Raw genomic sequence first — 26,983 nt, 5'->3', positions numbered from 1 at the left:
CAACCGCCCGTTCTCGGGTGTCTGGTTGTCTGGTCGGCCGGATCGGCTGCTGCGCGATCCGCGTTCCGGTCCTCGCCCGTGCCCCCGGTGACGGGGCCGGTATGCGGCTCTGAGGCGTTCATTCACCAGTCGGCGGCGGCCACATAAGGCCGGGTCCAGACGGTGACGTGCAGCATCACGGACTTGGTGAAGGCGGCGTGCATGCGGTCGACCTGTTCGGCCGAGGCGCCGCCGGCGGCGAGATAGTCGCGGGCGGTGGCGATGACGACGGCGGTGAAGGCGAGCAGGTAGCGCATCGGGATGTGGTCGAGGGAGTCGGCGTGGTCGGTTTTGTTCTTCTTGTCCCGGGTGTGGCGCAGCCCGATCTCGTGCTGGTAGTTCAGCCAGTCCTGATCCAGCGGCCGGGTGCAGGCGTCGATGATGAACCGGTCGAAGCGTGGCTTGGAGGCGGCGCCGTAGGCGGGGTTGGGCGTGCCGTCGGGGTAGCCGGAGTAGGCGCGCATGAACGGCAGTTCGCCGAGCCGCTTGCGGTAGGCGGTGACCATGTCGTCGGCCTGGTCGGCCAGCACCCGGGCGGCCTCGATCAGGGCCTGCTCGTCGTCGGGGGTGAGCCCCACCACGGCCTTGAGCCGCTCCAGGTCCTCCAGCGTCAACGGTGAGACGGCGGCCTCACCGGTGCCGTAGGTGTAGCCCGGGATCTCCTCGGAATGCTCGGTGACCAGTTTCGGCGTCGGGGTGTGGTCACTCATCGTGTGATCACTCATGGCAAAGGTCCCTTTGCTCGGTATGGCGACTGCTCGGTATGGCGCCGCAGATCGCACCTCGAAGGGTCACGACGCGGCCGTCTCGATCTTGACGCTTGACGCCGCATTTTCGATCCGCGCAAACGCGCACGCCCACAATCGCGACCAGCCCGTAGCCCCCAGGCCACGGGCTGGTCGCGATCCCTCCCCTTGAGGAGGCGCTCGGCCTTCGCAACGGCTGTCATACCCCGACGCTAACGGCCAAACGCTTCGATGACCGTCAAATAGAGACAGGCTTAATCTGGCCATATGAGACAGCCGGAATCCGTACTCCAGGTGGGCGGAGACACCGACATCGCGATGATCGGCTCTCTGGTCGCCGACCCCGGGCGATGCCGGATCCTGCTCGCCCTCAAGGACGGCCGGGCCCTGCCCGCCGGCCGCCTGGCCACCGAAGCCGGGGTCAGCCCCGCCACGGCCAGCAGCCACCTGGGCAAACTGACCGAAGCGGGACTTCTGGCCGTCGAGGCCCGTGGACGCCACCGCTACTACCGCCTGGCCGCGCCCGCCGTCGCCCGCCTCATCGAGGCCCTGCAGCAGCTCGCGCCTACCCTGCCGATCGGCTCGCTACGCCAGGAAAGATGACGCCACCTGCGAGCTGACGGCCTCGATACGCGAAAGGAACATGGCATGACCGCCGAGATCACCGTGCAGGAGAACACCGAGGCACGCACCTACGATGTGTTGATCGCCGACCGGGTGGTCGGCGCGATCGTCTACGAGCACGCGGGTCCGAGGGTCGTGTTCACCCACGCGATCGTCGAGCCGGAGTTTCGGCGGCGGGGTGTCGGTTCCACCCTCGCCCGGGGCGCTCTCGACGACATCCGGGCCAAACCGAGACGACAGCGAGAACGGTCTTCATGGTGATGTCTTCCGATTCTGGATGGTCATGTGCCGGGGCCGATACCGAAGCTCTCGTCAAATCCCTGCCGGCCGGCCCGGGTGATGATCACGGCGCGGCTGTCGTCGGAGCGCTGGATCCAGCCCAGTTCGATGAAGCGGTTGAGTGGCTCGCGTCCGAGTGCTCCGGACAGATGAAGGCGCTGCTCGCTGGAGTCCATAGCGCCCGCGGGCCTCGACCAGGAGCAGGCCCGCCGCGGTGAGCTTGCCGAGGTGGCTGCTGGCCGTGGCCGCGCTGACTCGGCATCGGCGGCGAGACGATTTGCCGGCAAAGATCGGCCGTCGGCGAGCGCGAGGAGAATTCGGCATCGCGCCGGATCGGCGACCAGAGCCCCGACAGCGGCGATGTCGACGTCTCCGCCAAGGGAATGCGGGGAAGGTGCCCACCCGGCTGGTGGTTCTTTCATGCGATTACCTTAGATTCATCCTATTTTGACCATCGTCGAACCAACATGCCGGATACCGGCCGCGAGCCGGGTCGGGGCTTTAACGTGAGGCGGATGTGGGAGGTTCGCCGTCGCGCCTGGCGCTCACTCCCGGCCGCTCACGTAGCCACCCGCACTCACCCTCACCCGGCGGAAATCCCCCATCTGCGTTTCGCCGATGACGACGGGGAAACGCTCCACCGGGGGTGCTTCGGTGTCTTCACCGCATCGGCTCCCGTTCGGGCAGTTCGGCCGCACCGCTGAGCGAGCGAACGCCGACCTCGCCCGGCCACGAGCCGACCAGGGCAAAAGAACGGGAAATCAACCATGAGTGAGATCCTCAAGAAACTTTCCGGCCACGGCGTCTCGATCTGGCTGGACGACATCAACCGGGATCGGCTGCGCACCGGCACCCTGGCCGATCTGGTCCGAAACCACAGCGTGGTGGGCGTGACGTCCAACCCCACGATCTTCGCCTTGGCGCTCAGCAAGGGCGACGCCTACACAACCCAGCTGCACGACCTGCAAATACGCGCAGTAGACGTGGGCGAGGCCGCGCGTTCCATCACCACCTACGACATCCGCTGGGCGTGCGATGTATTGCGCCCGGCCTATGAGGCCTCGGCCGGCGTGGACGGCCGGGTCTCGATCGAGGTCGATCCCCGCCTGGCCAGAGAAACCGAGAAGGCCATCGCCGAGGCGCGCGTGCTGTGGTGGCTGGTCGACCGGCCCAACCTGTTCATCAAGATCCCGGCCACCGTCGAGGGCCTGCCGGCAATCACCGCATGCCTGGCCGAGGGCATCAGCGTCAACGTCACACTGATTTTTTCGTTGCAGCGCTACCGCGCGGTCATGGACGCCTGGCTGGCCGGGCTGGAGGCCGCCAACGCCAAGGGCCTGCCGGTCGCGGCGATCGAGTCGGTGGCATCGTTCTTCGTCAGCCGGGTGGACACCGAGGTCGACAAACGACTGGATGCGATCGGCACCGCGCAGGCCGCGGCGCTTAAGGGCAAGGCGGCCGTGGCCAATGCCCGGCTCGCCTACGCCGCGTTCGAGGAGGTGATGGGCACCTCGCGCTGGGAGGCGCTGCGTACCGCCGGCGCCCATCCACAGCGGCCGCTGTGGGCCTCGACCGGCACCAAGAATCCCGCCTACGCCGACACCCTTTATGTGGATGATCTGATCGCCGCGGGCACGGTCAACACCATGCCGGAAAAGACCCTGAAAGCGATCGCCGACCACGGCGAGGTGAGCGGGGATACGATCCGCCCGTTCTATGAGGACGCCCGGAACGTGATGGCCGCGTTGAAGGAGACCGGGGTCGACTACGACGATGTGGTGCGGGTGCTGGAAGACGAGGGCGTGGCAAAGTTCACGGCCTCCTGGAACGAACTGCTCGACACCGTGGCCACCGAGTTGAAGAAGGCGTGAACGCGCTGAGCGTGCCATTCGCTGAGACCGAGGCCGCTCTGTACCGTTGATAACCAACCGCACCATGTCGGTCGTGCGGCCGTGGCCGACCAACAATCGATGGAGAGCCTCGCCGGCAGCGGCTCGCTGGATGCGACGTCGATGCCCGATTTCCCGTTGTCTGCGAGCGGGCAAGCCGGAAAACCAGCCCTGGTGCATCCTTCTCGCGTCACCCGGTACGGCTCACGCAGCAGCCGGGACGCGGTCTCGGAGGTGTTCACACACATCGTTCCTCCGCGCGTTCCGGTACCGGTGGTACCGGAACGCGCGGAGGATGTGCTGTGACGTGCCGGTCGCGGTGGTTGTCCGGCCGCATCGGTGACGGTGATGCGGCCGAAGGGCTCGGCTAGTTGCGGCCGGCCATCACGCCGCCGTCGACGTTCCAGATGGCGCCGGTCACCCAGCTCGTGTCGGAAGACAGCAGGAAGGTGATGGTCGCGGCGACATCGCGGGCGGTGCCGACTCGGCCGATCGGGTGGAAGCCGTCGAACCCCCGCAGCGTCTCGTCGATCTGCTCGGGCGCGATGAACCCTTCGTAGAGCGGGGTGGCGACGACGGCGGGTGCGACCGTGTTGACGCGGATGTTGTGCTCGGCCAGCTCGATGGCCAGATTGTGCGTCAGCGCGTGCAGGCCGGCCTTGGCCATCGAGTAACCGGTCGCCGGGGTGGCCGCGATCGCTTGGTGCGCCCACATGCTGCCGACGTTGACGATCGCCCCACCGCTACCGCCCGCGATCATGCCGCGGACGATGGTTTGCGTCAGGAAGAACGTCGCTCGGTTCAGCTCCAGGTAGGCGTCGTAGTCAGCGCCGCCGTAGTCGAGGAAGGGCTTGGGGATGAAGAACCCTGCCGCGTTGACCAGCAGCGTCGCGTCGTCGTGTTCGTCGGCCAGTTGCTTTTGCACCGCCACGACCTGATCGCGGTCTGCGAGGTCCGCGGTGATGCCCCATGCCTGCCTGGTGGCTGACAGCTCGGCGACGGTCTCGGCGACGCGCTTTTCATCGCGGCCGATGATCACGGCGCTGCCGCCGCGTGCGACGACCTCGACGGCCGTTTCACGGCCCATTCCGCTACTGCCGCCGATCACGATAAGTTTGCGGCCCTCGAAATTCTCAGTCATGGAATTTTCCCCTTTCGGATGACTCATCGCGCCCTGTGCACGTGACAAGACGACGACCAGGACCGTTCGAGCCGTAGTGGCTCAGGTCCTCATGAGCAGGAGTTCGTTCCTCGTTGAGACGTCGCTCTTTTCTCCGCGACGGTCCGCCGGAGAATGCGTGCGGTGATGTTTACGGAATCGGTGGCGGTTCGCGGTGACGACCCGCCGAATCGACCTCCCCGGCGTTGCCGGCGGCGTCAGTCTCCCCAATACCGGTGCTCGCGCCAGGGGTCTCCGTAGTTGTGGTAGCCGGCGCTCTCCCAAAAGCCCGGCTCGTCGTCGTGCAGTAGCTGGATGCCGCGTACCCACTTGGCGCTTTTCCACAGATACAGATGCGGGACGAGCAGCCGTGCGGGCCCGCCGTGCTCAGGAGCGAGGTCGGCGTCGTCGTAGCGGACGGCGATCCACGCCTGGCCTTCCAGCAGGTCGTCCAGCGGCAGGTTCGTGATGTAGCCACCATAGGAGTGCGTCAGCGCGTAATCGGCGGTGCTCTCCACCTCGGCGAAAAGATCGTCCAGCGACACGCCCTCCCACACCGTGCCCAGCTTCGACCACTTGGTGACGCAGTGCAGGTCGGTGGTGAACCGCTGAAGGGGCAGCGAGAGCAACCCCGCCCAGTCCCACCGGTGTTCCCGGCCGGCCTCGGTGGTGATGGTGAACTCCCACTCCTCGGTGGGCACGCGCGGTGTGGGACCGGCCGACAAGACCGGGAAGCCCCTCGGTGAGATACTGTCCTGGTGGCAGGTCCGGCTGGTTCTCACGGCGGCGCCCGGAGAATCCTCGTGATATGACGGCCACGGCGTTCACCCCCTCTGTGTGAACAGCAGCGCGCCGGCAAATGAATCGGCCGACATTCGCCTATCGGATATACCTCGCGGCACCCCCGCCGCCAGCTTCCCGGCAGCGGGCGGCCAGGCGATGGCAACGCTACCGGCGAAACCCTTCGACACCGGTCAAAGCGACCGCAGGGGCGGTCACGCGACGGCAGGCGGGTCGCACCACCACCCTGCGGGGCGGGCCATGTGACGTTTCCTGCCTGCGGCGCGCCACACGATGGCCGTCACGTGAGGTGTGATTCCAGCGCGTGGTCGCCTCAGGCCGATCATGGTCACCCTCGGCGGGCCGGAACGCCACCGGGCCTCCGCCTGATCCTTATCCGCGGCAACCGCGGGCGATGGCGCTCGGCTAACCTCGGGCTTTCACGGTGAATATCGCCAGCCTTGATCGTTTACATGAGAAAAGTGCCTTTGAACTGGGATGATCGGACTTGTCTAAGGTCCCGTCCACACCAGCTCAAGAGGCACTTTTCACGTGAAGACTATCGCTTCGCGACCCAAGATCGTCATGTCCGCCGACGGCTCCGGGCTCATCTCCCAATCAGGCGCGCTGCTGTTGCTGGAAACGCTGCGCGTCACCGGCCTGGACCAGGCCCTGTCGGAGCAATTGCAACGATGGCGACCGGCCCGCGCGATCCACGATCCCGGAAAGATCATCGCTGATCTCGCCGTCAGCCTCGCCCTGGGAGGCGACTGCCTGGCCGACATCGCGATACTGCGCTCTCAGCCGGAACTGTTCGGCCCCATCGCCTCTGACCCGACCGTCTCCCGGCTGATCGACCGGCTCGCCACCGACACCGCCAAAGCCCTGAAAGCGATTCGACGCGCACGCGCCATCGCCCGTGAACACGCCTGGACCCTCGCCGCGTCAGCCGCGCCCGGAGCCGACGGCCAGCTGATCCCCATCGATCTGGACGCCACCATCGTCATCGCCCACTCTGAGAAGGAAAACGCCACCCCGACCTGGAAGAAAACCTTCGGCTTCCACCCCATGACCGCCTTCGCCGACCACGGCACCGACGGAGCCGGTGAGCCACTGGCCCTGGTGCTGCGAGCGGGCAACGCCGGCTCCAACACCGCCACCGACCACATCAACGCCACCGTCTTGGCCCTGGCCCAACTGCCCCGGGCCCGACGCCGTCAGATTCTGATCCGCACCGACTCAGGCGGCGGCACTCATGAGTTCCTCACCTGGCTGACCCGTCCAGGCCGGTGGTTGAAATACTCCATCGGCTTCACCATCACCGACGACATCGGCGCCGCGATCGGTCGCTTGCCCGCCAGCGCGTGGACACCCGCCTACGACGCCGAGGGGCAGGTCAGAGCAGGCGCCTGGGTCGCCGAGATCACCGGCCTGGCGAACCTGACCTCCTGGCCCAAGGGCATGCGCGTCATCGTCCGCAGGGAGCGCCCGCACCCCGGTGCGCGGCTGCGCTTCACCGACCCCGGCGGGCACCGCTTCACCTGTTTCGTCACCAACACCAAGCAAGGCCAGCTCGCCGATCTGGAGCTGCGCCATCGTCGCCGCGCCCGCGCCGAGGACCGCATCCGCTGCGCCAAGGACACCGGCCTGCGCAACCTGCCGCTGCACGATTTCACCCAGAACCAGATGTGGTGCGAGATCGTCGCGTTGGCCGGCGACCTCATGGCCTGGATGCAGATGCTCGCCCTGCAGGGCCCGGCCCGCCGCTGGGAGCCCAAACGCTTGCGGCTGCGCCTGTTCGCCGTCGCCGGACGCCTGGTCCACGGCGGCCGGCGGCTCCGGCTCCGCATCGCCGCCCGATGGCCCTGGGCACCGCAGATCATCGCCGCCGTCACCCGCCTGCAAGCCCTGCCGGCACCGCCCTGACCAGCATCAAGCCGCTCCACCGACCAAGAAAGGACACCCACGGGCTCGTGGAACCCCGCCCACCCGGCGCGACAGCCGGGCCACCACGCTGACCAGGAAGCGAAATCACGCCTCAGCCAAATGCTTCAGCCGACCACACGAAGATCACGAAAGATCGAGGCTAACGCCGCTGCCGGCCGCGTCTTTCCTGGCGCTTCCCGGCGAGGCGAGCGCGCGGCCACCGCCCACCAGACACTTTGACGGGTATCGAAGAATTCCGCTTTTATCGTGGACGAATGAGACGCTCACCGGTCGAATACGTTTCATCTCGACCGGCGAGCGCCACGGGCCCGATCGAGTCGGATGCCTCACTCGAATCCACCTGTCCAAGGTCCTGCTCAGCGCGCTGGGTGAACACCGCCCGGCGTAAACTGACCATGCGCAGGACATTCGCGACGCACCATGCGAAGGGATACCTGTATGACAACGCAACCCGTAGCCGTCGGTAATCTCCAGATGGTGGGGGCCTCAACGCTTCGTTTCGGGCTGGCGCTCAACCTGATGGTGATCGGGCGGCTCAAGTTCGAAGACTACGAGGTCGAGAACATCCGCCCCTTGATCACCTCGAGTCCGCCGTTCTCGCGGCTTGCCACCATGTTCGGCGAACAGTGGCTGGCCAGGCTCATCGGCATGACAGTGGGCCACCCCGAGTTAGTTGGAGGCTCCGATACCTGGAAGGGTGAGGAGTTATGGCACCACCGAGGAAGTATGCCCCTGAGCTGCGGGAACGCGCTGTCCGTATGGTTTTCGAGCTGCGTGCGGCCGGTGAGGGGGCGGGCGTGCTGGCCCGGGTCGCAGACCAGCTCGGGGTGCACCGCGAGGCGCTACGGACCTGGGTGCGCCAGGCCGAGGTCGATGGCGGGAAGCGCCCGGGGACATCGACTTCTGACGCCCAGCGGATCACCGAACTCGAGCGTGAGAATCGCGAGTTGCGGCGGGCGAACGAGATCCTGAAGGCCGCCTCGGCGTATTTCGCCCGGGAACTCGATCCCAGACTGCCGCGCTAGTAGGGCTTGGTTAGGTGGGGACGGGCTGGGCGTGTCTGGGTAACGCTCGGCGGCAGGTGGGGCAGATTCCGGCCCAGCACGCCAGGAGTAGTTGCAACTCGGCGATGATCCGGTAGGTGCTCAAACCGCAGCCGGCACTTTTGGGTCGAGCCGCTCCAGGGTGCAGAAGGCGTGTGCGACCGAGGCCAGGGTCACGTGATGGTGCCAGCCACTCCAGGTGCGGCCCTCGAAGTGGTCCAGACCCAGGCCGGTCTTCAACTCCCGGTAGTCGTGTTCGATGCGCCAGCGGATTTTGGCCAGGCGCACCAGGCGCCGTAGCGGGATGTCTGCCGGGAGGGTGGACAGCCAGTATTTGGTCGGCTCGCTCTCACCAGGTGGCCATTCGGCCAGCAGCCAGCACACCGGCAGATCCTCGCCCATGTGCGCGCGGCGGATCCGTAGCCCCGCCGGCCGTACCCGCAGCGCGACAAACCGTGAGCGCAACGGCCCCTTGGACCCGGCCCGCCAGGTCACCGCGTGCAGCGCGCGCCGTCCGGCGGCGGTCACGATCTGCTGGGCTGAGCGCGGCTTGTCTCGATAACGCGGCACCGGCCGCCGCCCAGTCCCCGCATACGGCGCGACCGTCCGGCCGGCATCGATGCCCAGCAGCGCGGTATCGGAGCGCACCCCCACCACGTAGCCGATGCCACGCTCGGTCAAGCCCAGACGAAAGGCCCCGTCTTGGCCATAGCCCTCATCGGCGACCACCAGCGGCGCCTCCAGCCCCCAGCAACACAGCTCATCGATCATGTCCAAAGCCAGCTGCCACTTGGGCACATGAGTGATGTCCGCGGGGATCCGGGCCCGTTGCCTGCGCGCCGCCACCGCGGCCGAATCCTCCGTGCGCGGTGAGGCCGCATCCCACCCCTCGGGCACGAACAGCCGCCAGTTCACCGGACAGGACGCGACGTCGGTGACCAGGTGCACACTCGGGGCGACCTGGCAGTTAGCGGTCTTGCCCAGCGCCCCGCAGTACTGCGGGGCCACTCCCGGCGACTCCTCACCATCCTTGACAAAGGACACATCATCGACCACCCAGGCGGCCGGGTTGATCGCCGTGTCCATCCGCCAGGCCAGCTCGGCCAGCACCAGTTGATGTGACCAGGGGGCGTCGGTGAGAAACTGCTGCAGCCCCTGGCGGTCCACGCCCAGCCGGGCCGCCATCGGCTCCATCGATTTACGGGCCCCGTCGGTCAGCAGGCCGCGCACATATCGTTCGCCCCATCGCCGCTGATCAGCACGGGCGAAACAGGAGAACACCTCGGCGGCGAACGTCTCCAGTCGCGCCCGCACGGCCTCGAGTTCTTGAGGGGTCATCTTCCCTCACCCCCAACGCAGGTGACATACCGTCTCCTACCCGAGGTAACCAAGTCCTACTAGTGGCCCGTCACTGAACCTTGGACGGGTAATTGATCTCCTGGGGTGAACCCGTCAGGCTGGCTGCTTCCGCAAGATAGGGAGGTGGTCATGGCGCGCCGACCAGAGGTGTTCGTCCGGCCGTTGTCGATGGAGGAAGGCCGCAGACTGCAGCGGATCACGAGGACCGCGAAGGATCCGATCAAGTTGCGGCGGGCGATCGTGGTGATGATGTCCGGCCAGGGCCAGTCGGTGCCGGACATCACCTCGTTGATGCAGGTCGGTGACGACTACGTCCGTGATGTCATCCACGCCTTCAACGAGCGGGGGTTTGACGCGCTGGACCCAAAATGGAGCGGGGGCCGTCCCCCGGCGATCAGTGAGCGGGTGCGTGAGCGCATCTGCCTGATCGCCAAGACGGTCCCCGCTGAGTGGGGCATCGCCGGCATGTCGACCTGGAGCCTGCGCACGCTGGCCGAGCACCTCATCGCCCGAGGGGTGGTGGCGGCGATCAGCCGCGAGCATCTGCGGCGGATCCTGCGCAAGGGCGGGGTGAGCTGGCAGACCACCACGACGTGGAAGGCATCCACCGACCCGCACTTCATCGCCAAGATGCGACGCGTGCTGAAGCTGTATGACAGCCCGCCCGCTGATGGGCGGGTGATCTGCGTCGATGAGCTCGGGCCGCTGAATCTGCTGCCGCGTAAGGGCAAACGGTGGCGACCTCAGGGTTCACCGGCCCGGCTGCGGGCCACCTACCATCGCTACGACGGCGTCATGCAGATGATCGCGGCCCTGGATCTGGCCACCGGCAAGCTGTTTTACCGCATCCGCAAACGCAAACGCTGGCGGGAGTTCTTGTCCTTCCTCAAGACGCTCCGGGCGCGCTGGCCTGGCGAAAAACTGCATGTGATCATGGATAACTACTCGCCGCACAAGCACCGCGAGGTCCGCGCCTGGGCGGCTGCCAACGATGTCGAGCTGGTGTTCCTGCCGACCTATGGCTCGTGGTTGAACTGGATCGAGTCAGAATTCGCCGCCTTGCGCTACTACGCCCTCAATGGCACTGATCACCGCAGCCATGCCGAGCAGAACGCGGCGATCGGCGCCTATGTGCGCTGGCGCAACGCCCAAGCCCGGCCCAAGACGAACTTCGCCGCCAGCTCACCCATCAGAAGCTGGACCAGTTACCCGGCCAAGGTTGCGTGACGGGCCACTAGTAGGACTTGGTTACCTCGGGTAGGAGACGGTATGTCACCTGCGTTGGGGGTGAGGGAAGATGACCCCTCAAGAACTCGAGGCCGTGCGGGCGCGACTGGAGACGTTCGCCGCCGAGGTGTTCTCCTGTTTCGCCCGTGCTGATCAGCGGCGATGGGGCGAACGATATGTGCGCGGCCTGCTGACCGACGGGGCCCGTAAATCGATGGAGCCGATGGCGGCCCGGCTGGGCGTGGACCGCCAGGGGCTGCAGCAGTTTCTCACCGACGCCCCCTGGTCACATCAACTGGTGCTGGCCGAGCTGGCCTGGCGGATGGACACGGCGATCAACCCGGCCGCCTGGGTGGTCGATGATGTGTCCTTTGTCAAGGATGGTGAGGAGTCGCCGGGAGTGGCCCCGCAGTACTGCGGGGCGCTGGGCAAGACCGCTAACTGCCAGGTCGCCCCGAGTGTGCACCTGGTCACCGACGTCGCGTCCTGTCCGGTGAACTGGCGGCTGTTCGTGCCCGAGGGGTGGGATGCGGCCTCACCGCGCACGGAGGATTCGGCCGCGGTGGCGGCGCGCAGGCAACGGGCCCGGATCCCCGCGGACATCACTCATGTGCCCAAGTGGCAGCTGGCTTTGGACATGATCGATGAGCTGTGTTGCTGGGGGCTGGAGGCGCCGCTGGTGGTCGCCGATGAGGGCTATGGCCAAGACGGGGCCTTTCGTCTGGGCTTGACCGAGCGTGGCATCGGCTACGTGGTGGGGGTGCGCTCCGATACCGCGCTGCTGGGCATCGATGCCGGCCGGACGGTCGCGCCGTATGCGGGGACTGGGCGGCGGCCGGTGCCGCGTTATCGAGACAAGCCGCGCTCAGCCCAGCAGATCGTGACCGCCGCCGGACGGCGCGCGCTGCACGCGGTGACCTGGCGGGCCGGGTCCAAGGGGCCGTTGCGCTCACGGTTTGTCGCGCTGCGGGTACGGCCGGCGGGGCTACGGATCCGCCGCGCGCACATGGGCGAGGATCTGCCGGTGTGCTGGCTGCTGGCCGAATGGCCACCTGGTGAGAGCGAGCCGACCAAATACTGGCTGTCCACCCTCCCGGCAGACATCCCGCTACGGCGCCTGGTGCGCCTGGCCAAAATCCGCTGGCGCATCGAACACGACTACCGGGAGTTGAAGACCGGCCTGGGTCTGGACCACTTCGAGGGCCGCACCTGGAGTGGCTGGCACCATCACGTGACCCTGGCCTCGGTCGCACACGCCTTCTGCACCCTGGAGCGGCTCGACCCAAAAGTGCCGGCTGCGGTTTGAGCACCTACCGGATCATCGCCGAGTTGCAACTACTCCTGGCGTGCTGGGCCGGAATCTGCCCCACCTGCCGCCGAGCGTTACCCAGACACGCCCAGCCCGTCCCCACCTAACCAAGCCCTACTAGTCGAGTTCATCGATACCCATCGCGAACGGTTCGGTGTGGAGCCGATCTGTGCCGTGCTGGAGTTCGCGCCGTCCACGTACTGGGCGGCGAAGAAACGGGAGTCGAATCCGTCGGCTCGTGCGGTCCGGGACGAAGAGGTGAAAAAGGAGATCCTGAAAGTGTGGAACGGCCCGGGACGTGGCCTATATGGGGCGCGGAAGGTGTGGGGCAGCTCAACCGCCAGGGCGTCACGGTCGCCCGGTGCACGGTCGAGCGGCTGATGCGCGAGCTGGGCCTGTGCGGGGCGACCTGGTCGCGCAAACGGCCCCGGACCACCGTCCCCGGCGCCGATCGACCCGGTGACCTGCTGGAACGCAACTTCACCGCGGGCCGGCCGGACCTGCGATGGGTCGCGGACATCACCTATGTCGCCACCGCCTCCGGCTGGGTGTACACCGCGTTCGTCCAGGACCTGTACTCCCGTCGGATCGTCGGCTGGCAGGTCGCCGACCACCCAGGGCCGAAGCGTTCTCATGTTGTGAGACCGAGTAGCTGAAGGCCGTCCGTGGGGTGGCTGCGGTAGTGGTCGATGGCGGCGGCGATGTTGGTCCAGCCGATCAAGCGGGCCAGGCCGATGGCCAGGTTACGCAGGCTCGCCATGACCCGTGGGGCGGTGCCGGTCCGAACGCGTGAGGCGTCTTCGCGGTAGGTGACGTCGCGGATGTGGTGCAGGGCCTCGATACTCCAGTGGCCGCGGATCAGTGTGGCGAGGTGGGCGTGGGTGACGCGGCCGGGCGGCAGGCTGGTGATCGCGTAGATCGTGACGATGGTGGTTTTGCCGGTGCGGCGGTCGGTGCGGCGGCGTTTGACCTGGATGGCCTGGGCGGCGTGGGGGAAGGGCAGGCCGGGCCGGACGGTGCAGATCTTCAGGCGGCGGATCTCGCGGCGGCCGTGGCCGCGGGTATCGGTGCGGTCGTTGAGCAGGGCGTGGCGCCAGGGCAGAGCCTTGAGCCGGCGGTGCAAGGTGGGCTGGTTGCCTTTGACGATGAATAGGTAATGGCCGCCGGAGTCGATGATCTGGCGGGCATGGGCGTGCTGGGTATGCAGGGCGTCGGCGGTGACTACCACGTCGGACAGGTCCAGGCCGGACAGCAGGGGCGCAACTGCAGGGATCTCGTTGCTCTTGGCGGTGACCTGGCGTTGGGCGACGACGGTCTGGGTGTCGTGGCGCAAGGCGGCCAGCAGGTGCACCGTGCCGTTGGCGGTGCGACTGCCGCGTAGGGTCTTGCCGTCGATGGCCAGGCCGGTCAGCGGTGGTCGGCTTTCGGGGTGGTCGGTGGCGGGCGGGCCGCCGGCGGCGAGGGTGGCCAGGTAGGTGCCGGTCGCGGTGTCGAAGGCGTCGCCGTCCAGGCGGGCGAGTAGTCGCCGCAGGGTGCTGGCGGCCAGGCGAACGGTGCCGGGGAGCCCGGCACGAGACAGGATGTCCGGGTCGTATCCGTGGATGGATCTGTTGATCGCCGCTATGGAGGTGGCTCCGCTGAGTACGGCGAGCAGGGTTAGGGCCAGCAGTGGGCCGAGTCGGTAGCGACGTCCGCGGTGGCTGCGTGGGTCGGGCAGGGTGCCCAGTACCTCGGCCAGCGCGGGCAGATCGGTCGATGGGTCGAAAGCGGGGACGTGCTCCAAGTGGCGGGCGAGCACGTTGATCGGGAATGATGGCACGCGAACGCGGCCCCTGTTCTTGATCGACTGGCTAGACACCGACGATCATCAGGGGTCGCGTTTGTCATCTCCGCATCGGGGTGGCCTCTACTGCCAGCCCGCTGCAGGGCTGCGACCGTCTCAGCAGCCGAGAACGCCTCAGCCTTGGCCGACCACCTGGGCACCGATCTGGCACTCGACGCCCTGGAAATGGCGATCTGGGCGCGTGGAGGCGTCATCGATGACCTTGTTCACCATTCCGATAGAGGCGTTCAATATACTTCTATCCGCTACGCCGAACGGCTCGACCAGGTCGGTGCGGCTCGTTCTGTGGGCAGCAAAGGCGATTCGTATGACAATGCCGCTGCGGAGTCGCTCAACAGTCTCTACAAGAAGGAGCTAATCGAGTTCCATGGCGGCTGGAAAGGCGTCATGGATGTGACGATTTCCACCATGGAATGGGTTGCCTGGTATAATTCTGAAAGGCTACATTCTTACTGCGGGAACGTTCCTCCGGCCGAGTACGAGGAGACGTTCCACCGATCAACCGCCGACGGCGGCCTGGCGATCGAGAACCAAGCGATCTAGCCTCCAACTTCACCGGGGCGGCCCAAGTCGCCACCGAGACCTCCGGTGGCGTGCACTGCACCCGGCCCATATCCGCCAGGTTGGAGCCGGTACAACGATTACGGGGCTTCAAGCACTGGTTCCTCTCGTACGGCTTCTCATCTTGCTTGCCGAACCCGTACTGTCTGGCAGTACCAATACGTCCCGGCTTTGTCAGGGCCGCTTGCCATCCTTCCGCGCGTCTCCGCGGTCAGACTGCCCTCGGCTTCGTCGGCCTGCTGCGACAGGACGACGGCGGGGATCTCTCATCCCCACACGGAAATGGTGGCGCCTCGTGGCGCACAAGGGCTGCGTTGTAGCCGGTAGCCGCCCCGGCCTCCAGGACCTTGTGGCCGGGCTGCGCGTCCAGCTGCTGCAGCTGGAGGGCAACGATGGACGGCGCGGAAATGCAAGAGATCATCTCGCCGGTCTCGTCGTGCTTCACCGACACGGCGTCGTCGGCGTAGGCAGCCTCGACGTCGGCGTCGGGAATGAACCGGTGACGCTCCACCTTCCGGAACGCTTCGATGACCTCAGGGGAGCGCAGGTGGCCGGAGTCGGTGAACCTGGCCACCATGGCTTCGCGCAGTTCGGCGGGATCAACGGTCGTAGTGCTGGTGGTCTCCACCTTCTCGAAGGTAGAGGGTACGGGTGCGGACCGGCGGGTGAACACGGTGGACACGGTAGCCAGTTCGTCATCTCCGAAGGCGACCTGCCAGCCCAGCCAGGCCGTCGCGGCCTGCTCGGCCACGGGTACGGCGGCGCGGTTCATGGTGAACAACAGCAGAATGCAGCGCTCTTTGGCCGGAGGGCTACCGGTCTCGGCCAGCACCGCGGGGCTGTCGGCGCAGAACACCTTATGAGCGACAGCCGTGCTCTCCGAGCCGCCGAAGGTCTCGGTCGTCGGCTCTGGCCGCCCCAACCGATAGATGCGGGAAGCGATCACGTTCCATCGTTAGGTGCTGGTGGGCCGCTGCAGGGAGCGCGTGGCCTCAGCCAGGGTGGGGTGGATGGTGAACAACGCGGTCAGTCCGGTGGTGTCCAAGCGCTCACGTACGGCCTGGTGCACTGCGGGTGCCGCGCTGCGAGCAGAACCGGCCGCGACGATCACAGAGGGCCGGTACGGCATGTCCGGGGATTGCGTCAGGTCAGCAAAGTGCCCCGAAATCCCCGCTCATAAGCGATGATTTCGCCCTGTTGCGGAAGTCTTCACCTCCGACCGTCCATACCACCCAGATTCGAGGACTCCTGTGACCTTCGACAAGAGGCCGTCCGGCATGACCGATCCGACACCGAAAGGAAGGGGCATCCGCGCAGCCGGCATCTGGCCGCTGGTGCATGCCGAGCGAGCGGCCCTGGCGGCCGACCTGGCGGATCTGGCCGACGAGCGGTGGGCAACGCCGTCGCTGTGCACGGGGTTGACCGTGCGCGACGTGCTGGCGCACCTCACCGCATCGGCGAGCCTCAACGGCGTGCGGTGGCTGGCGGGCGTGATCCGCTGCCGCTTCGACTTCGACAAGCAGGTCGCCATGCGGCTGGCCGAGCAGTTGGGCGCGACACCAGCCGAGACGCTTGAGAAGTTCCGCCGCGTCATCACAAGCACCACCAAGCCACCTCTCCCCGTCATGGCGTTGCTGGGAGAAACGATCGTGCATGCCGAGGACGTGCGGCGACCGCTGGGCATTCGCCACGGCTACCCGATCGAGACCCTCACCCGGGTAGCCGAGTACTACCGGGGCTCAGACCAAGTCGTCGCCGCCAGGAGACGGATCGCCGACCTGCGACTCGTCGCCACCGACGGCCCCTTCACCACCGGCTCCGGGCCGCTGGTGTCCGGCACCACCCTGGCACTGGTGATGGCGACGACCGGGCGCTCGGTGTACTGCGATGAACTTGACGGCGACGGCGTCGAAATCCTGCGCGATCGGCGCGACATGAGGTGACCCAGAGTTCGAAGCTCGCCCAATGGGTTCTCTGGTTGTCGCAGGGATCGGCCGGGGCGACCATCGCGCAACGCCTCGCAAAGGCTGGAGGGCATGGTATGGGCGCGGTTGACCACCACGGCGTGCAGCCGGTAGCCGAGTGTCCAGGACACGGCTCTGTCCCAGGCCGGCCTGGGCAGCCGTCCGTCAACCCGCGCCGGTAGGACTATCCCGAGCGCGTCGACCACGCTGTAGGTCAGGTCACGAGCCGAGCTGACGTAGGGCGTTGGCCACCTTCGTCGCCCAGCTCGCGCAGCTGACCCCCGAGCAGCGCGCCCGGCTCCGCGAACCGTCCTCATGATCGCCCGCTTGGTGCGGCGCCGCTGGATCGCGCCGGCCGTCGTCGGCCTGGCCCTCGCCGCCCGCGCGGCGATGATCGCGGGCCTGATCCCGTGCCCGGCGATGACGGCGGCCCAATGCGCAGGCGCGGTGGTGGCCTTTGGGGCCGCCGCCCGCGCGGCCGCGATCGTGCTGCGCGCCCTCTACCTCGATCTCGCTCACTCGCGGATTAACCCTCAACGCCGATAGCCAGGGCGGATCGTCCTTCTGCCTCAGCGTGGAGCACCACGTCACCGCAGGTCAGGAGCAGGTTCTTTGGATTCTGCTCGATAGCTACCGGGACCCCCAGCAGTTCCAAAGCCACGTCGCCATGGCCAAGACCACCACGGAGAGGGCAGCCTGCTGGAGCAGACGCCGTCTGCGCCCCACGATTCAGGCCGCACGGTACCGCGCATGAGCCGGGGCGCCGGTCGATCGAGGAGGGCGGGGAGAAGGGGGGGCTGACCATCGGGCGGCCTCCGAGCAGGGGGAGGGGGAGGGGTTTTCACGGTGCTGATTTCTGCAAGCGCTGGAGGAGCAGGCCAGGCCACCCCGTGCGTGTCCTGTGGCAGGTGCGGCTGATGGCCGGGGCAGGGGAGTGGAAGGTGATCTGGCGATGGGGGGCTTCGGCGAGGGTTCTACGTGGGCGAGTTGGCGTCGTCTGCGATCCGCAGGCTCTTGGTGCGGAGCGGAAGAGCGCCATCGGGTTCCACGTAGGCGTGGCTGAACAAAATCAGCTTATTAATCTACATCGTAAAGGCGTCCGGTTGATTTCAAGATCATTTACAGACGACGGAATTCCACCAACGCGGCGAGAGCCATAAGGTCGTCTGCCAAACCGGTGAGGTGCTCCAGACGGCCATCGCGGCGACTGACGGGTTGGTTTCCCACCACTTCAACGTGAGAAAAACCTTCCCGGACCCGCAGGGAGGTGTCGTCGACAATCCCAACGAATTCTGCGCCAACTTCCTATACGATGGCGCAGCCAAAAATCCGCTGTTTTTGGTCCGGACGTCGATATGAACTTCTTCTTCACCATCGACCCGGAGGGCCGGACGGTCTCGTTGCGTGAAGCGACAAATGCATTCCCCGGCTACGAGGCATATGCCAAGGTGGACGGCGACCCATCAGTCGTCCTTTTCCGGCACCGGCACTCGCTTGACCCGGCTTCTGGCCTGCCCGGCGGTGCCGATCAGCTGATCTCGGCCGCCGTTGATGTCTGACCGGGCGACTGCAGATGGGAAACTCTGGTTCTTGAAAGCCCTGATGTGTCTGCCGATCCGGGGCAACTCCACCCGGAAGCTACGGCTTATTCAGCGGCAAGCCCTTAACGTGGCCTTGCGTCTTGCCCGTGGCCCCCGCCAGTGTCATGATCGCCCCAAAACACTATCGAGACGATCCGGCAGCATCGGTTATCGACGTCGAGGTCCCTATCCGGGAGCGGTAGATGGCAACGTTTTCGCTGATTGATATCGTCAGCCCTTACGTGCTCGGCGGCGCGGCCATCGGGGAGCCGTTTCATGAGCTGCTGTCGGTGCTGTTCGTCACCGAGGTGGAGAGCGCCTTCGACGACAACGGCGTTGTGGTCAGCGGCATCGCGCGGTTCAGCGCCGAGGTCGCGGCCAACCCTCCCGTCTACACGCCGCCCGCGACGATCAGCTGGCAGGGCGCCCTCGCTGTGGACCACAACACGGTCCGCACCCCGGGGGCGTACTGGGACTTCGCCGACATCGCCATCACCTTCCGGCTCAGCATCCCGCGCCAGTCGTCTCCCGCAGCGGATGCCGTGCTGGCCGGCGGTCTCGGCGACCCGGGGGTGCAGAACCTACTGTCAAGCCTCGGGCAGGGGCAGCCGGCTCCCGGCACACCCGCCGCCGACGCCCCAGGCACAGTGTTCCACCTCGACCTGCTCATGGACGCGGCCACGCTCCATCTGCCGTTCCTCACCGGCGCGAAACTGTTGCCGGACGGACGCTTGGCACCGGACTCCGGAACGCCCGAAGTCACCCTTGTGATGCCCAAGATCAAGCTGTCGTTCGCGCAGACAGCGGGGGGCCCGGGCACCGACCCGTTGTTTACCATCGGGCTCGACTCGTGGGCCGCTCACGACATCGACGACCCCGCCGGGGCCGGGTACGGCGAACCGCTGCGGATGAACCCGTCCTACGCCCTGCTCGGACCAGCCGACTGGTTTGGCTTCGGGTTCGCGAGTGTGCTGGTCGACCTCTCCGGAACGGCCACGCCGCCCGAGCTCATGGCCAAGTTCGGCATCGGCGAGGACTTCCGCGGGCTCTATCTGCCCGACGTGCGGGTCTTCCTGCAGCCCGGTGGCGCCACGGGCCTCGCGTTCGACGTGTCGGCCCGCGAGTTGCTGATCGGCATCGGGCCCGAGGGCGGGGTCTCCGGCATCTTCGGGCTCGACGTGGTCAAACCCGACAGTCCCCAAGCCGGGACGGTGACCGTCTACGACGACTTCGGTACGATGATCCGCCGAGTTGAGATCCCCGACTCTCCTGGTCCTGGCCCAGCACCCGTGCTGGTGGTCGATCCCACTCCGGTCCCCGCGAGCCCCAAATGGGTCGTGGATGTCACGGGCGGTCAGCCGCCGTACAACATCAGCGTCGACGGCCAGGTGCAGACGAGCACCGCAGTCGCCGTGACGATTCCCGTCGGCAGCAAAACCAAGACCGTCGAGGTCGTCATCACCGATGTGCACACCGCCCAGCAGCGGCACGCGACATTCCCCCTGATCCTGACGGCGGGATCGCTCACGGCGCCGCAAGGGTCTGTGCCGGGTGCCGCTTCGTACTCGACATGTCCGACCTGGATTGAAGGTCGGCTGGACGGCGGCTGAGTGCTCCAGTCCCTCCCCAGACAGCCCGACCGGCCAACTGGAACACTCCGGCACAGTCGGCGGGCCGCCGGGGCAGATCTGTCACCTTGCTGCCAAGATCACCAGGGTTTCGCCGTGGCGGCTGAGGCCCTATCGGTTCTGTAGGGTCTCAGTCTTCGTGACATCTTGATCTTGCGTGACCTGCGGGTTTCCGCACTGTCTCACTGATGTGGCGGCCCACTTATCTCACGATCATGGCGGTTTCCTCACCTGCGACGGTCTGATTTTCCGGGCCGCCGCGCACCACTTCAACGGCCTGTCGGGAAGCCTTCCAAACCCGGCACCCACTCACCGACGATCGGAGTCCCTGGATCGGACTGCAAAGATCAGCCGAGCGTGAACGTCCTGGCGCGGATACGGCGCCGGCTGGGAGGGTGGACCTCATGATGGAGGACTTGCGGGACGCCGAGCGCCGACTCCAGGCCGCGCAGCTCGCTGGAGATGTCGAGGCGCTGGATCGGCTGCTGGATGATCGGCTGATCTTTACCTTCGGTGCGAACGTTGCGACCAAGGCGGACGATCTGGAGCTGCACCGCACTCGGGCGCAGGTGGTGACGAGGGTGGCCGAGGAGGAGTTGACCGTGCTCGCCGATGGGCGCACCGGGGTGACGTGGTTTCTCGGCACCGTCGAAGGGACCGTCTCCGGTGCGCCGTTCGCGGCCAGGATGCGCTACACCCGTACTTGGCTATACGGCGAGACGCACGGCTGGCGAATCATCGCCGTGCACGCCAGCACGACCGATTGACATAGCCGACACGTTGTCCGACGACCGGCCGGCCGGATGGTCGCCGGCGAGGTTCGGCCGCCCCCGGGGGGCAGGCCGATGCTGGAAGCCAGGCTATCCCGGCAAGATCAAGGACTGGATCTTGGTATCCCAGCTCCGGCCCATGCACGAAAGGATCAAAGCCAGTACTCAGAGACAGCCTCTCACAGAGAGGCTGTCTCACCGATCTGGCACATGTGCCAGATCGGTGACAAGATCGTTGAAACCCTACAGGTTCGTCTAGAGGCCGACTCCGCGCATGGGGTTGTCGTTCCATTTGTCGACCTGGCGGATGTAGCCGGCCACCACGGGGGAGCCCTCGGCCCAGCGGCCGTGTGCGGTGATCGCCGACATCGGGGCCCCGGCCTTGGCCGCGGACGTCGCCCCGCCGGCGCGCAGCCCGTGCGCGCTGTAGCCGTCGGCCTTCTCCAGGTGCGCTGCTGCGGCGGCGCGTTTGACGATGAGGTTGATGCTCTGGCGGTAGGCGGTGGCGCGGGAAACCCCGTGGTCACGGCCGAGGGCGGCCCGGTCGGTGCCCTCGCCAAACCAGCGCGGTCCCATGACCGCCTGCGCAAAGCAGGACAGCGCCCGAGATCCCGTGCGGGTGCCCAGTCGCCGGCAGCGTGGAGAGATGGTGAACCCGGTTCCCGAGGAACGTCGAGCCGGCTCGATAGGTGATCACGTGGAGCTTTCTGGCTGAAGAAGACTTGTGGTGAGACCTCTTCCACCGAAAGCTCCACGTCTATTTCACCGGCATCGCGATCCATCCCGGTTCCTGTCGCAATACCACTCTGGCGACATCAAATCCCAGCCGTCTGGATCGACCCTGCTGAGATCACCTCAATGGCTCCACTCCGCTGTCAATGTGCCTCGCACCCCGGCGGCCGCAAACCCCGAGTCGAGGCATCCTGCCACCGCGCATGCCCTCTCGTGCGCGCGCTGAACTTCCGGTTCACGCGCGTCCCACGATGTAGATCGACCGCACCTGGGTGTTGCCCTTGGTTTCGACGTATACCTTGTAATCGCCGACGGTGTAAGTGCCGGCAGCGTTGTTGTTGATGGTGAACGTGGCCGTCACAGGAGACTTGCTACCGTCGATGTGGGTCTGCTTCACCGTGATGGTCAACTCGTTCTTGTTGCCCTTCAACTTCTTCACCACCGCTGACGGCTTGGCATCGATGACCGCGTTGTCGACTGTCACGTAGACCGCGTCGGGCGAAGAGAACTCCGCGTTCTTGTGCCCATCACCGAACAGGAAGAAGCCCCGTTGTTCGACGGCTCCGCGCCCGGGGAACGGATCTGGGTTTGAGGCCAAGTACGTCGGATTGACCGTGTACAGGTCCGTCTTGGAATCCGCGAGGATGCCCTGCACCCCGGTGTACGGGGCATCGGTGATCGCGAGGTTGACCGACAGGTAGATGGCGTCGGGGTTGTTGGCCGAGATGCGCGAGGAGAAGTACTTGTCCGCGCTCTGCCCCGCAGGAACGGCCAGCGGCACAACCGCGTCGCCGACGAGAATGTTGAACCGGAAGTCGCCGTAGCCGCCGGCCACGAACTTCGCCCAAGCCGCGTCCGACATGTAGTCGGGGCGCTCCACCTTGAACTCCAGGCGCATCGGCGACACGTACGTGGTGTTCAGGTACTCGGTGTCGGTCAGGGGCAGGTAGACCCCTCCCGGGGCGTGCCCCAGTGCGAAAGCCGAGGCCGTCGGAGCCGAGTTGCCGCGCCCGTTCCACATCGGGATGTTGAACGAGGTGGCGCCGAGCAGGGCCTGGGTGCCCAACTGGCTCCTGCCGACAGCGGCCGACGCGTCCTTGTAGGTTCCGATCGTGACGTCGAGCAGGTCGAGGTCCGCCCGGTCGGAGTTCAGCCCCGGGATGCCTGCCCACATGAACTTGGCACCGGCGGGCCCGGAGTACCGGGCCATCTCCAGCATGCCATCGGCCATGATCTTGGTCATCTGCACTGCCGAGTCGACCTTCATCCGCTCGTTGGCCGTGTGCCACCAGCGCTCGTTACCCGGGATCACCGCGCCGAAGGCGGTCATCTTATTGCGGAAGCTGCTGGCCAGGGTGCCGCCGGTCGTGCCCTGCGGATAGACCACGTTCCTGAGGGAATATGGATCCGCGAACTCCTTCGGGTTGCGGTTGACCGAGGCTTGGTAGCTCCCGAACTGAAGAGCCGTCAGCGGGTTGTCGTGAGTGACGTACAACCCGGCGCCGACGGGCGAGCCGAGGTTGTCGATGGTGAACCCCTTCGCCTGGAAGGCGGCCGTGACCGCCGTCGTCGCCTGGCTGGAGTCAGCCGCGGTGACGTGCATGCTGCGCACATACATCGGCATGCTGAGGCTGCCGGAGGCGTCCGTGTAAAGGCTCGTCGGGGTCTCCGAATTGATGCCTCCCATGAGGGCGAAGGTTAGGTTCGGGGTGCCGTTGCTCGGGTTGCGCAACAGGCTCGCCGGGATGCCCATGTACTTGCCGATATAGGCTTCGCCTTCGACACCGTCGCGGAAGAACAGGTCGGCGATGCCGTCGGCGGCTTTCTTCAATTGCATGTCGGCGGCCGTGATTCTCAGTGCGCCGAGTCCCTTGGAGAGAAGGAACATCCCCCACACGACGGCATTCTTGCCATACTGCGGGGTCGGCATCTCCATCGCCACATCGGTGTTGATCTCCAGCGTGAGCGAGTCGCCGGTGATCGTGGTCTGCACCTTGGGGGTGGTGCGGGGAGCAGCCGGGAGCCAACCCTTCGTGGTCGCGGCGGCGGTGATCGCCGCTACGAATCGGTCGCGCTCGGTGGAGCGGACCCCCGCCACGTCGAGGGTGAAGGTTGCCCGGGAGGCGATCTGCGTGGTGCTGCCGTAGGCGATGTCCTTGAGCGTCGGATCGCCTTCACGCAGGGTGACGCCGGCTGTGGCATCCGTCAGCCGGAAGGCCTTGGTGCTGTCTGCGGACAAGCTCATCGACACCGACGGGGTCACCGATCCGGAGTTGCCGACGATGACCGGGAACCGCGAGTCGGAGGTGTAGGCCGCGATCGGGATTTCCTCCCGGTTGAGGTTCTTGTAGGCCCAGTTGTCGTAGAAGCTCGGGTTCGAGTTGTACGGGATGGGCTGGAAGGTGGCGGTGTTCGTCGTCGAGGGCGTGCCGGGACCGCCGTCTTCGTAGATTCCCATGACGATGCGGATGCGTCGGTCGAGGGGCAACCCCGCCTCGAGCAGCGCCTTGGCCGCGAGCAGCGTCGCCAGCGTCGGGCCGCTGTCGTCCTGCATGCCCGCCCCGTAGACCCAGCCGTCCTGGACATAGGGCGAGTGGTACGCACCAGGAGTGCCGAGGTTGCCATCGGCGTCCCGCCAGCGCGCCAGCTGGGCCGGCGAAACGGAAGCCGTCGGCGAGTCGAGGTGGCTCAACGCCATGACCATCTCCGGGGCGTCCGGGTCACCGATCTCTGCGTAGACGTACTTGTCGGGCTGGCGTTGGACGACCACCGGAAAACCCAGGTCGGTGGCCAGCTTGACCACCCAGGCGAGCTTGGCGACCTTGCGGTCGTACTCGTTCTGGTTGGCTTCGGTGTTGCTGACCGGGAAGGGGTACGCCGTCGCGGCCGTGCCGCCTCGGGAGATGGAGTCGTAGCTCGACCCGTCCAGCATCGCCCCGATCAGACTGAGCGGGTCGTAGGTGCCGTCCCCTGCCCGCGCATTGTTGACGCGTCCAGCCAACGCCTCGACTTCCGCGTGGATCGCGTTGCGCTCGGCATCGGTCACCGACAGATCGTAGGTGACACTCGGCTGGAAGCGCTTCTCGCCGAAGCCGGTCGCGGACGCGTTAGCCGCTGCACCCATGGACAGGAGCAATGACATGCCAAGTGTCAGTGCAAGAGGCTTCTTCCGCATTACCGTGATCTCCCTGAAGGGTCAGACCCAAAAACGTCGGATGATCTTCGTTGTACGCGAGACCCTTTCAGGCTCTTCCCAAGCTTGTCAATGAGGTGATCTCGTGCGCCCAGCAGAACTGGAGGTGAAGCCGTGACATAGCGGCTGATCTGCATGTGGGGGGCCACGATGATTCCGGACAGCCGCCTTATGGGCGTAGCCTATGCGGCTGGTTGGGATGAAAGGGACTCGTTGAGCACTTCAAGCGGCGTCCGGTAGCCGAGCGCCGAGTGCAGGCGCCGCTGGTTGTAGAACCCTTCGATGTAGCGGATGACCTGCCGTTTCGCTTTGGCTCGGGTGGTGAAGACGAAGCGGTGGAGCCATTCGTTCTTGATCGCGGCGAAGAACGACTCGGCCATCGCGTTGTCATAGCAGACACCGGTGCGGCCGACCGAGCGACGGATTCCTAAGCCGGTCAGGAACCGGCCGAACTCATCTGAGGTGTAGTTCGAGCCGCGGTCGGAGTGGAAAACGGCGCCTGACTGGAGCAACCCAGTGCCGGCCGCCATCCGGATCGCGTCCTTGATGAGCTCAGTGCGGTAGTGATCAGCCATCGCCCAGCCGAGAACCGCCTTGCTATGGCAGTCGATGACCGTGGCCAAGTACAGGAAGCCCTCCCAGGTGGGGATGTACGTGATGTCGCCGACCAGCTTGGCGCCCGGCCGCTCAGCGGTGAAGTCACGCCCGACCAGGTCGGGGATGCCGCGATAGTCGCCCTGCACGGTGGTGGTGGGCCTAAACGCCCGCATCTGGGCCGGGGTCAGGCCCAGCTCGCGCATCAAGGCGCGGATCAGTTCGGCCGAGCAGCGCTCGCCACGACGCAGCAGGGCGGCGTGCACCCGCCGGTAGCCATAGGTCTCGTGCGAGTCAGCGAAGACTTCGGCGACCAACTGGGTGAGCAGCGCGCGGCGTTGCGCGGTGGCCGAGGCCGGCCGCTCGCGCCACTCGTAGTAGCCCGAACGAGATACCTGCAGCCAGACGCACATCCGGGCGATCGCGTGGTGGGCCTTCTCCGCATCGATCAGCTCGTACTTGGCGAGCGTCATCGACTCTCGGCCGCGAAGAAGGCGGCCTTAGATTCAAACGATCAACGCAACGCTGCTAGTGGATGGGTGGATCGTGGCTCGGATGGGTCGGCCGGGAATGTCGGATGCGATGAAAGAAGACTTGTGGCGGCGGTGGCGCGCCGGTGACTCCATCAGCGTGATCTCCCGGGCACTGGGCAAGCCCCCGGGGTCGGTTTTCACGGTGCTGAAGCACCATGGCGGCATCGCGCCGGCCGAGCGGGTGCGCCGGGCCGACCGTTTGAGCGCCGAGGACCGGGAATCGATCTCTCGCGGCATCGAGGCTGGAGCCTCACTACGTTCGATCGCCATGTCGATCGGCCGCCCGGCATCCACGGTGAGCCGTGAGGTCGCCCGCAACGGCGGCCGAGTGAAGTACCGTGCGGTCGCCGCCGAGCAACGCGCTCAAGAGCAGGCACGTCGCCCAAAACCGTCCGCCCTGCAGGACAACCCGGTGCTGCGCCAGCTGGTGATCGAACTGCTCGACAACGAGTGGTCCCCGGAGCAGATCGTGGGACATCTGCGGCTGATGCACGCCGGCAACCCGCTCATGCGGATCAGCCACGAAAGCATCTACCGCGCGATCTACACGACTCGCTGGAAAGTGATCCCGCGTGAGCTGTGCACCAAGCTGCGCACGCGCCGTCCCATCCGCAAAAACAAGAAGAACACGGTCAAGGGCCAGTGGCGTTCCCAGATCATCGGGGCACGGCCGATCGAGGAACGGCCTGACGCAGCCAACGCCCGAACCGAGCTCGGCCACCTCGAAGGCGATCTCATCGTCGGAGCCAAGAACAGCCAGGTCGCGACGCTGGTCGACCGCAAGTCCCGCTACCTGACCATGGTCGCGCTACCCAGCCGTCACACCACGACGGTCATCCCTGCCCTGCAGCAGGCGTTCTCACTGATGGATGCTCGCCTGCTCAGCACTGTGACCTGGGACCGCGGTATGGAACTCGCCAGCCACCAGCTACTGACCGAAGCGACCGGCGTCGACGTCTTCTTCGCGGCACCGCGCAGCCCATGGCAGCGGGGCACAAACGAGAACACGAACAAACTGATCCGGCAATATCTACCAAAAGGCATCGATCTGAGCCTGTACAGCCAAGCTGACCTCGACGCCCTGGCCGCCCGACTGAACAACCGCCCCCGCAAGTGCCTCGGCTACCGAACCCCGGCCCAATGTGTTGCCTTGACTCTTTGAATCTAAGGCCGCTTTTTTCAAG

Annotated in this window: 26 protein-coding genes and 1 pseudogene; 16 read left to right on the top strand and 11 right to left on the bottom strand. The window is 66.3% G+C overall.

Annotation, left to right across the window (positions count from 1 at the left end; genetic code table 11):
• Positions 1–122: 122 nt before the first annotated feature.
• On the bottom strand, positions 123–764 hold the full coding sequence (locus J2853_RS13385) for a protoglobin domain-containing protein (RefSeq protein ID WP_307557798.1): 642 nt from the start codon (positions 762–764) through the stop codon (positions 123–125).
• A gap of 288 nt (positions 765–1,052) precedes the next feature.
• On the opposite strand from J2853_RS13385, the gene J2853_RS13380 reads away from it, so the two are divergent.
• Positions 1,053–1,388 (top strand): ArsR/SmtB family transcription factor, encoded by a 336-nt coding sequence (locus tag J2853_RS13380; protein ID WP_307557796.1) that lies wholly within the window; start codon positions 1,053–1,055, stop codon positions 1,386–1,388.
• Positions 1,389–1,433: 45 nt separating this feature from the next.
• Positions 1,434–1,670, top strand: coding sequence for a GNAT family N-acetyltransferase (locus J2853_RS13375; protein ID WP_307557794.1), 237 nt, complete (start codon positions 1,434–1,436; stop codon positions 1,668–1,670).
• Positions 1,671–1,690: 20 nt separating this feature from the next.
• Here J2853_RS13375 and J2853_RS13370 read toward each other — a convergent pair whose 3' ends face one another.
• Positions 1,691–1,864: a hypothetical protein gene (locus tag J2853_RS13370; protein ID WP_307557793.1), complete on the bottom strand. Its 174-nt coding sequence runs from the start codon at positions 1,862–1,864 to the stop codon at positions 1,691–1,693.
• Between the two features lie 591 nt (positions 1,865–2,455).
• On the opposite strand from J2853_RS13370, the gene tal reads away from it, so the two are divergent.
• Positions 2,456–3,559, top strand: a complete 1,104-nt coding sequence (gene tal, locus J2853_RS13365) for a transaldolase (RefSeq protein ID WP_307557791.1) — start codon at positions 2,456–2,458, stop codon at positions 3,557–3,559.
• An 81-nt stretch (positions 3,560–3,640) separates the two neighbouring features.
• On the top strand, positions 3,641–3,883 hold the full coding sequence (locus J2853_RS13360; RefSeq protein ID WP_307557789.1) for a hypothetical protein: 243 nt from the start codon (positions 3,641–3,643) through the stop codon (positions 3,881–3,883).
• Between the two features lie 61 nt (positions 3,884–3,944).
• On the opposite strand, the gene J2853_RS13355 is transcribed toward J2853_RS13360, so the two are convergent.
• Positions 3,945–4,718 carry an SDR family NAD(P)-dependent oxidoreductase gene (locus tag J2853_RS13355; RefSeq protein WP_307557787.1) on the bottom strand — a complete coding sequence of 258 codons (774 nt, stop codon included), beginning with the start codon at positions 4,716–4,718 and terminating at the stop codon, positions 3,945–3,947.
• Positions 4,719–4,954: 236 nt separating this feature from the next.
• On the bottom strand, positions 4,955–5,437 hold the full coding sequence (locus J2853_RS13350; protein ID WP_307557785.1) for a molybdopterin-dependent oxidoreductase: 483 nt from the start codon (positions 5,435–5,437) through the stop codon (positions 4,955–4,957).
• Positions 5,438–6,068: 631 nt separating this feature from the next.
• Here J2853_RS13350 and J2853_RS13345 point away from each other — a divergent pair.
• Together J2853_RS13345 and J2853_RS13340 are read left to right on the top strand one after the other, a co-directional pair.
• On the top strand, positions 6,069–7,442 hold the full coding sequence (locus J2853_RS13345) for an IS1380 family transposase (protein WP_307556262.1): 1,374 nt from the start codon (positions 6,069–6,071) through the stop codon (positions 7,440–7,442).
• 728 nt (positions 7,443–8,170) lie between these two features.
• Positions 8,171–8,455, top strand: a pseudogene (locus J2853_RS13340) (transposase); the annotation flags it as partial.
• A 153-nt stretch (positions 8,456–8,608) separates the two neighbouring features.
• Here the strand turns inward: J2853_RS13340 and J2853_RS13335 are convergent.
• Complete coding sequence (locus J2853_RS13335) at positions 8,609–9,844, bottom strand: IS701 family transposase (RefSeq protein ID WP_307554052.1); 1,236 nt, start codon at positions 9,842–9,844, stop codon at positions 8,609–8,611.
• A gap of 150 nt (positions 9,845–9,994) precedes the next feature.
• On the opposite strand from J2853_RS13335, the gene J2853_RS13330 reads away from it, so the two are divergent.
• From J2853_RS13330 to J2853_RS13320, 3 genes are all read left to right on the top strand, one after another.
• Positions 9,995–11,092: an IS630 family transposase gene (locus J2853_RS13330; protein WP_307554255.1), complete on the top strand. Its 1,098-nt coding sequence runs from the start codon at positions 9,995–9,997 to the stop codon at positions 11,090–11,092.
• A gap of 70 nt (positions 11,093–11,162) precedes the next feature.
• Complete coding sequence (locus J2853_RS13325) at positions 11,163–12,398, top strand: IS701 family transposase (protein ID WP_307554052.1); 1,236 nt, start codon at positions 11,163–11,165, stop codon at positions 12,396–12,398.
• 326 nt (positions 12,399–12,724) lie between these two features.
• Positions 12,725–13,057: a DDE-type integrase/transposase/recombinase gene (locus tag J2853_RS13320; protein WP_307557783.1), complete on the top strand. Its 333-nt coding sequence runs from the start codon at positions 12,725–12,727 to the stop codon at positions 13,055–13,057.
• Here J2853_RS13320 and J2853_RS13315 read toward each other — a convergent pair.
• A complete protein-coding gene (locus J2853_RS13315; protein ID WP_307557781.1) occupies positions 13,033–14,220 on the bottom strand; it encodes an ISAs1 family transposase in 1,188 nt (395 codons plus the stop codon). The two genes, J2853_RS13320 and J2853_RS13315, sit on opposite strands and share 25 nt — an antisense overlap.
• Before the next feature lie 144 nt (positions 14,221–14,364).
• Between J2853_RS13315 and J2853_RS13310 the strand changes: the two genes are divergently transcribed.
• Entirely contained in the window at positions 14,365–14,787 is a 423-nt protein-coding gene (locus J2853_RS13310; protein ID WP_307557779.1) for an integrase core domain-containing protein, read from the top strand.
• 229 nt (positions 14,788–15,016) lie between these two features.
• Here J2853_RS13310 and J2853_RS13305 read toward each other — a convergent pair whose 3' ends face one another.
• Both J2853_RS13305 and J2853_RS13300 read right to left on the bottom strand, forming a co-directional pair.
• Positions 15,017–15,751 (bottom strand): hypothetical protein, encoded by a 735-nt coding sequence (locus J2853_RS13305; RefSeq protein WP_307557777.1) that lies wholly within the window; start codon positions 15,749–15,751, stop codon positions 15,017–15,019.
• 9 nt (positions 15,752–15,760) lie between these two features.
• The gene (locus J2853_RS13300) at positions 15,761–15,934 is read right to left on the bottom strand and encodes a hypothetical protein (protein ID WP_307557775.1); all 174 of its coding nucleotides are present in this window, start codon (positions 15,932–15,934) and stop codon (positions 15,761–15,763) included.
• A gap of 148 nt (positions 15,935–16,082) precedes the next feature.
• Here J2853_RS13300 and J2853_RS13295 point away from each other — a divergent pair, with 148 nt between their 5' ends.
• The 5 genes from J2853_RS13295 to J2853_RS13275 all read left to right on the top strand — a co-directional run bounded on the left by J2853_RS13295 (position 16,083) and on the right by J2853_RS13275 (position 20,744).
• Positions 16,083–16,748 carry a maleylpyruvate isomerase family mycothiol-dependent enzyme gene (locus J2853_RS13295; RefSeq protein WP_307568667.1) on the top strand — a complete coding sequence of 222 codons (666 nt, stop codon included), beginning with the start codon at positions 16,083–16,085 and terminating at the stop codon, positions 16,746–16,748.
• A gap of 336 nt (positions 16,749–17,084) precedes the next feature.
• Positions 17,085–17,315: a hypothetical protein gene (locus J2853_RS13290; protein ID WP_307557773.1), complete on the top strand. Its 231-nt coding sequence runs from the start codon at positions 17,085–17,087 to the stop codon at positions 17,313–17,315.
• A gap of 809 nt (positions 17,316–18,124) precedes the next feature.
• Complete coding sequence (locus J2853_RS13285) at positions 18,125–18,328, top strand: hypothetical protein (protein ID WP_307557771.1); 204 nt, start codon at positions 18,125–18,127, stop codon at positions 18,326–18,328.
• 224 nt (positions 18,329–18,552) lie between these two features.
• A complete protein-coding gene (locus tag J2853_RS13280; RefSeq protein ID WP_307557769.1) occupies positions 18,553–19,959 on the top strand; it encodes a hypothetical protein in 1,407 nt (468 codons plus the stop codon).
• A gap of 422 nt (positions 19,960–20,381) precedes the next feature.
• A complete protein-coding gene (locus J2853_RS13275) occupies positions 20,382–20,744 on the top strand; it encodes a nuclear transport factor 2 family protein (protein WP_189143089.1) in 363 nt (120 codons plus the stop codon).
• 258 nt (positions 20,745–21,002) lie between these two features.
• Here J2853_RS13275 and J2853_RS13270 read toward each other — a convergent pair whose 3' ends face one another.
• The 3 genes from J2853_RS13270 to J2853_RS13260 form a co-directional block, all read right to left on the bottom strand.
• Positions 21,003–21,323 (bottom strand): site-specific integrase, encoded by a 321-nt coding sequence (locus tag J2853_RS13270; RefSeq protein WP_307557766.1) that lies wholly within the window; start codon positions 21,321–21,323, stop codon positions 21,003–21,005.
• Positions 21,324–21,714: 391 nt separating this feature from the next.
• The gene (locus J2853_RS13265; protein ID WP_307557764.1) at positions 21,715–24,654 is read right to left on the bottom strand and encodes a M20/M25/M40 family metallo-hydrolase; all 2,940 of its coding nucleotides are present in this window, start codon (positions 24,652–24,654) and stop codon (positions 21,715–21,717) included.
• A gap of 200 nt (positions 24,655–24,854) precedes the next feature.
• Positions 24,855–25,739 (bottom strand): IS3 family transposase, encoded by an 885-nt coding sequence (locus J2853_RS13260; protein ID WP_307557762.1) that lies wholly within the window; start codon positions 25,737–25,739, stop codon positions 24,855–24,857.
• A gap of 97 nt (positions 25,740–25,836) precedes the next feature.
• Here J2853_RS13260 and J2853_RS13255 point away from each other — a divergent pair, with 97 nt between their 5' ends.
• Positions 25,837–26,961, top strand: a complete 1,125-nt coding sequence (locus J2853_RS13255; RefSeq protein WP_307557760.1) for an IS30 family transposase — start codon at positions 25,837–25,839, stop codon at positions 26,959–26,961.
• Positions 26,962–26,983: the final 22 nt, after the last annotated feature.

Origin of the sequence: Streptosporangium lutulentum, from assembly GCF_030811455.1 — a bacterium.
Classification (GTDB): domain Bacteria; phylum Actinomycetota; class Actinomycetes; order Streptosporangiales; family Streptosporangiaceae; genus Streptosporangium; species Streptosporangium lutulentum.
The sequence above is the reverse complement of the archived record's forward strand: the minus strand, read 5'-3'. Positions and strand labels throughout refer to the sequence as shown.